At 71.9% G+C, this 3,223-nt stretch carries 4 protein-coding genes; 3 read left to right on the top strand and 1 reads right to left on the bottom strand.

The window, feature by feature from the left end; translation table 11 throughout:
• On the top strand, positions 1 to 326 hold a 326-nt coding region (locus OOZ19_RS27080), incomplete at its 5' end, for a hypothetical protein (protein ID WP_266092995.1).
• 147 nt (positions 327 to 473) lie between these two features.
• Here the strand turns inward: OOZ19_RS27080 and cofC are convergent.
• Complete coding sequence (cofC, locus tag OOZ19_RS27075; protein ID WP_266092994.1) at positions 474 to 1,109, bottom strand: 2-phospho-L-lactate guanylyltransferase; 636 nt, start codon at positions 1,107 to 1,109, stop codon at positions 474 to 476.
• Between the two features lie 119 nt (positions 1,110 to 1,228).
• On the opposite strand from cofC, the gene OOZ19_RS27070 reads away from it, so the two are divergent.
• Both OOZ19_RS27070 and OOZ19_RS27065 read left to right on the top strand, forming a co-directional pair.
• A complete protein-coding gene (locus OOZ19_RS27070; RefSeq protein ID WP_266092993.1) occupies positions 1,229 to 2,020 on the top strand; it encodes a lysophospholipid acyltransferase family protein in 792 nt (263 codons plus the stop codon).
• Complete coding sequence (locus tag OOZ19_RS27065; RefSeq protein WP_266092992.1) at positions 2,007 to 3,023, top strand: NAD(P)H-dependent glycerol-3-phosphate dehydrogenase; 1,017 nt, start codon at positions 2,007 to 2,009, stop codon at positions 3,021 to 3,023. Before OOZ19_RS27070 ends, OOZ19_RS27065 begins: the two co-directional genes overlap by 14 nt.
• The last annotated feature ends 200 nt before the right edge of the window (positions 3,024 to 3,223 follow it).

The raw sequence follows: 3,223 nt of genomic DNA, 5'->3' as shown, positions 1-3,223 counted from the left end.
TGGGCTGCGAGGCCGTGGGCTTGGCCGTCGTGGATTTCGCTGCGGTGGGCTGCGAGGCCGTGGGCTTGGCCGTCGTGGATTTCGCTGCGGTGGGCTGCGAGGCCGTGGGCTTGGCCGTCGTGGATTTCGCTGCGGTGGGCTGCGAGGCCGTGGGCTTCGCCGTCGCGGACTTCGCGGTGCCGGATTTCGCCGCGCCGGTCTTGGCCGCACCGGTCTTAGCGGTGCCGCGCCTCGCCGTGGTCCGGGCCGTACCGGGCTCCTCCGGCGACGTCGCCGCGTCCTGCCTGGTCGTCCGGCTCCCACGGTTGGACTTCGGCGAGTTCTGACGAGCACCGGCGGCCCCGGCGGTCGACGAGGTCCGGCGTGGCACGGGCTTGGTGGTCTCGTGATCGCTGCTGTCGGTACTCACGACGACCATTCTCACCCATGCCGGGGCCGTCGCTCGACCTTTGTCGCGGGGAACACCACACAGGTCAGCGCGGGTTTCCGGAGGCGCCCGCCAGCCACGCCGCGGTGCGCTCCCCGAGACCGATGCCCGTCGCCCGCCGCAGATCCGCCGCGGTGTCCACATCGCAGCGCAACGACGCCCACTCGCCGTCGAGCGCCCGCGCCCCGGACGACGCGTGCGCGGCGGCCGAACCCGGCCCGAACCGGGGTGCGAGCGCGCCGCCCGCGGCGGCCAGCAGCAGCGTCGTGCCCGTGCCCTGGTGATCCGCGCTGAACGCCCGATCGGGCCCGGCCTGCTCCAGCGCCGCCGCCAGTTCCGCGGGCCGCAAAGCCGGAAGATCCGCCTGCAGCGCGCCGATCCGGGCCTCGCCGCGCGACCGCAGCACCCGTTCTCCGTGTTCCAGCGCCGGATTCAACCCCGCCGCCGGGTCGTCGGGGACGACCTCGACGCCGTCGGCGGCGAACGACTCCGCCAGCCGCGGATCGGAGGTCACCACCACCACCGCCCGCACCCCGGCGGCGCGCCGCGCGGCGTCCACCGTGTCGTGCGCGACCGCGCTCACCAGATCCGCGTGCCGCGCGGCGGGTCGATCGTCGCGCAACCGGGACTTCGCCAGGTGCAGCGGTTTGATCGGTACCAGCAAGGACACTCCGCCGTTCATCCCGCCATCCTCCGCTCCGCCGTCGATCATCGAGTATGCCCGCCGCGGGCCGACCGCTCGCCGACGAGGACCGTGGGCCAGGTAACTTGACAGCCGCTCTAGGGCGAGAGGAGATAGGCGTGGCGGAACCGGCGAGCCTCAAGGGGACGCGCAAGCGGACCAAGGAACGGCCCCCGACGCTGATGGGGCGGTTCTGGCTGTGGCTGGCGGCGGTCGTGTTCTACCCGTTGACCGCACTGCTGTCCCGCGTCCGCGTGCACGGGCTGGCGAACATCCCGGCCACCGGCCCGGCACTGCTCGTGCTCAACCACGTATCGCACCTGGACCCCGTCTACGACGCGGTCACCGTGCACCGCGCGGCCCGGATTCCCCGATTCATGGCCAAGAACACGCTGTGGAACGTGCCGGTGCTGAGCAACGTGCTCAACGGCGTCGAGCAGATCCCCGTGTTCCGGCAGACCGCCGACGCCCGCAAGAGCCTCGAATCGGCGCACGGCGCGCTCGAAGCGGGCAAAATCGTGATCATCTACCCGGACGGTACGGTCACCAAGGACCCGGAGGGCTGGCCGATGTCGCCGAAGCCCGGCGTGGCCAGGCTCGCCTTGGAGCACGACGTGCCGATCGTGCCCGCCGCCCGCTGGGGCACCCGCGACGTCTACGACCACTACGAGAAGAAGTTCCGCCCGTTCCCGCGCAAGACGGTGCACGTGCGGATCGGTGAACCGCTCGACCTGTCCGAATTCCGCGACGAGCCCGCCGACGCCCAAGCGCTGCGCGCCGTCAGCGAGCTCGCGATGAGCCGGGTGCGGGAACTGCTGGGCGAGATCCGCGAGCAGCAGCCGCCGGAGGAGTTCTACTCGGCGGCCCGCCGCCGGGACCAGCAGACCCGGAGCGACGATGACCGGACCTGAGCCCGCCCGCAAGGTCACCGTGCTCGGAGCCGGATCCTGGGGCACCACCTTCGCCAAAGTCCTCGCCGACGCAGGCAGCGACGTCACGCTGTGGGCGCGCCGCGCCGAAGTCGCGGAGCGCATCAACACCGAGCACCAGAACCCCGGCTACGTGCCCGGCGTGGCGCTGCCGGAGTCGCTGCGGGCCACCGACGACGCCGTCGAAGCGATGCGCGGTGCCGAAGCCGTGGTGCTCGCTGTGCCCAGCCAGACGCTGCGGGAGAACCTGGCGGGCTGGCAGCCGCTGCTGCCGCCGGACGCCACGCTCGTCAGCCTCGCCAAAGGCGTCGAACTCAGCACCCTCAAGCGGATGAGCGAAGTGGTCGCCGAAGTCGCCGACGTCCCGATGGACCAGGTCGCCGTCGTCTCCGGCCCGAACCTCGCCATGGAGATCGCCCGCGAGCAGCCCACCGCGACCGTCGTGGCCTGCACCGACCACGGCCGCGCCGTCGCGCTGCAGGCGGCGTGCTCCACCGGCTACTTCCGGCCCTACACCAACACCGACCTGGTGGGCATCGAGCTCGCCGGGGCCTGCAAGAACGTGATGGCGCTGGCCTGCGGGATGGCCGCCGGGCTCGGCTACGGGCAGAACACGATGTCCTCGCTGATCACCCGCGGCCTGGCGGAGACGACGCGGCTCGGAGCGGCGCTCGGCGCGGAGCCGATGACCTTCGCGGGGCTCGCCGGGCTCGGCGACCTGGTCGCCACCTGCACCTCACCGCTGTCGCGGAACCGGACCTTCGGGGAACGGCTCGGACGCGGGGAAACGCTGGCTCAGGCGCAGGACGCCACCAACGGACAAGTCGCCGAGGGCGTGAAGTCCTGCTCGTCCATCCGGGAGCTCGCCGCGCGCCACGGCGTGGAGATGCCGATCACCGAAGTGGTGCACCGGGTGTGCCACGAGGACCTCGGACCGGTGCCCGGTGCCGCGATGCTGCTAGGCCGGGAGCGGAAATCGGAGTGATCCGGGGTTCCACGGCTCGTTTTTCTTGGGTGGTGGGGTGGCGGAACCTCAGCGGCTTCCTCGCTGCGGGATCTTTTTCCCGAGCTGCTCCGCCACGAGGGAAAAAGCTGTCCTCGCGAGGAAGCCGCTGAGAACCCGCGGGTGGTCGGCTTTGTGACGTGGGCTATGCGCTGGCGCGCATCCAGGCACGGCTTCGCCGT

The organism is Saccharopolyspora sp. NFXS83 (assembly GCF_026241095.1).
GTDB lineage: Bacteria > Actinomycetota > Actinomycetes > Mycobacteriales > Pseudonocardiaceae > Saccharopolyspora_C.
This window is presented reverse-complemented; position numbering and strand designations above follow the sequence as displayed.

Bases quoted from the DNA above. Each gene is read 5' to 3' on its own strand.
- cofC (WP_266092994.1), bottom strand. From the start codon at position 1,109: ATGAACGGCGGAGTGTCCTTGCTGGTACCGATCAAACCGCTGCACCTG.
- OOZ19_RS27065 (WP_266092992.1), top strand. From the start codon at position 2,007: ATGACCGGACCTGAGCCCGCCCGCAAGGTCACCGTGCTCGGAGCCGGA.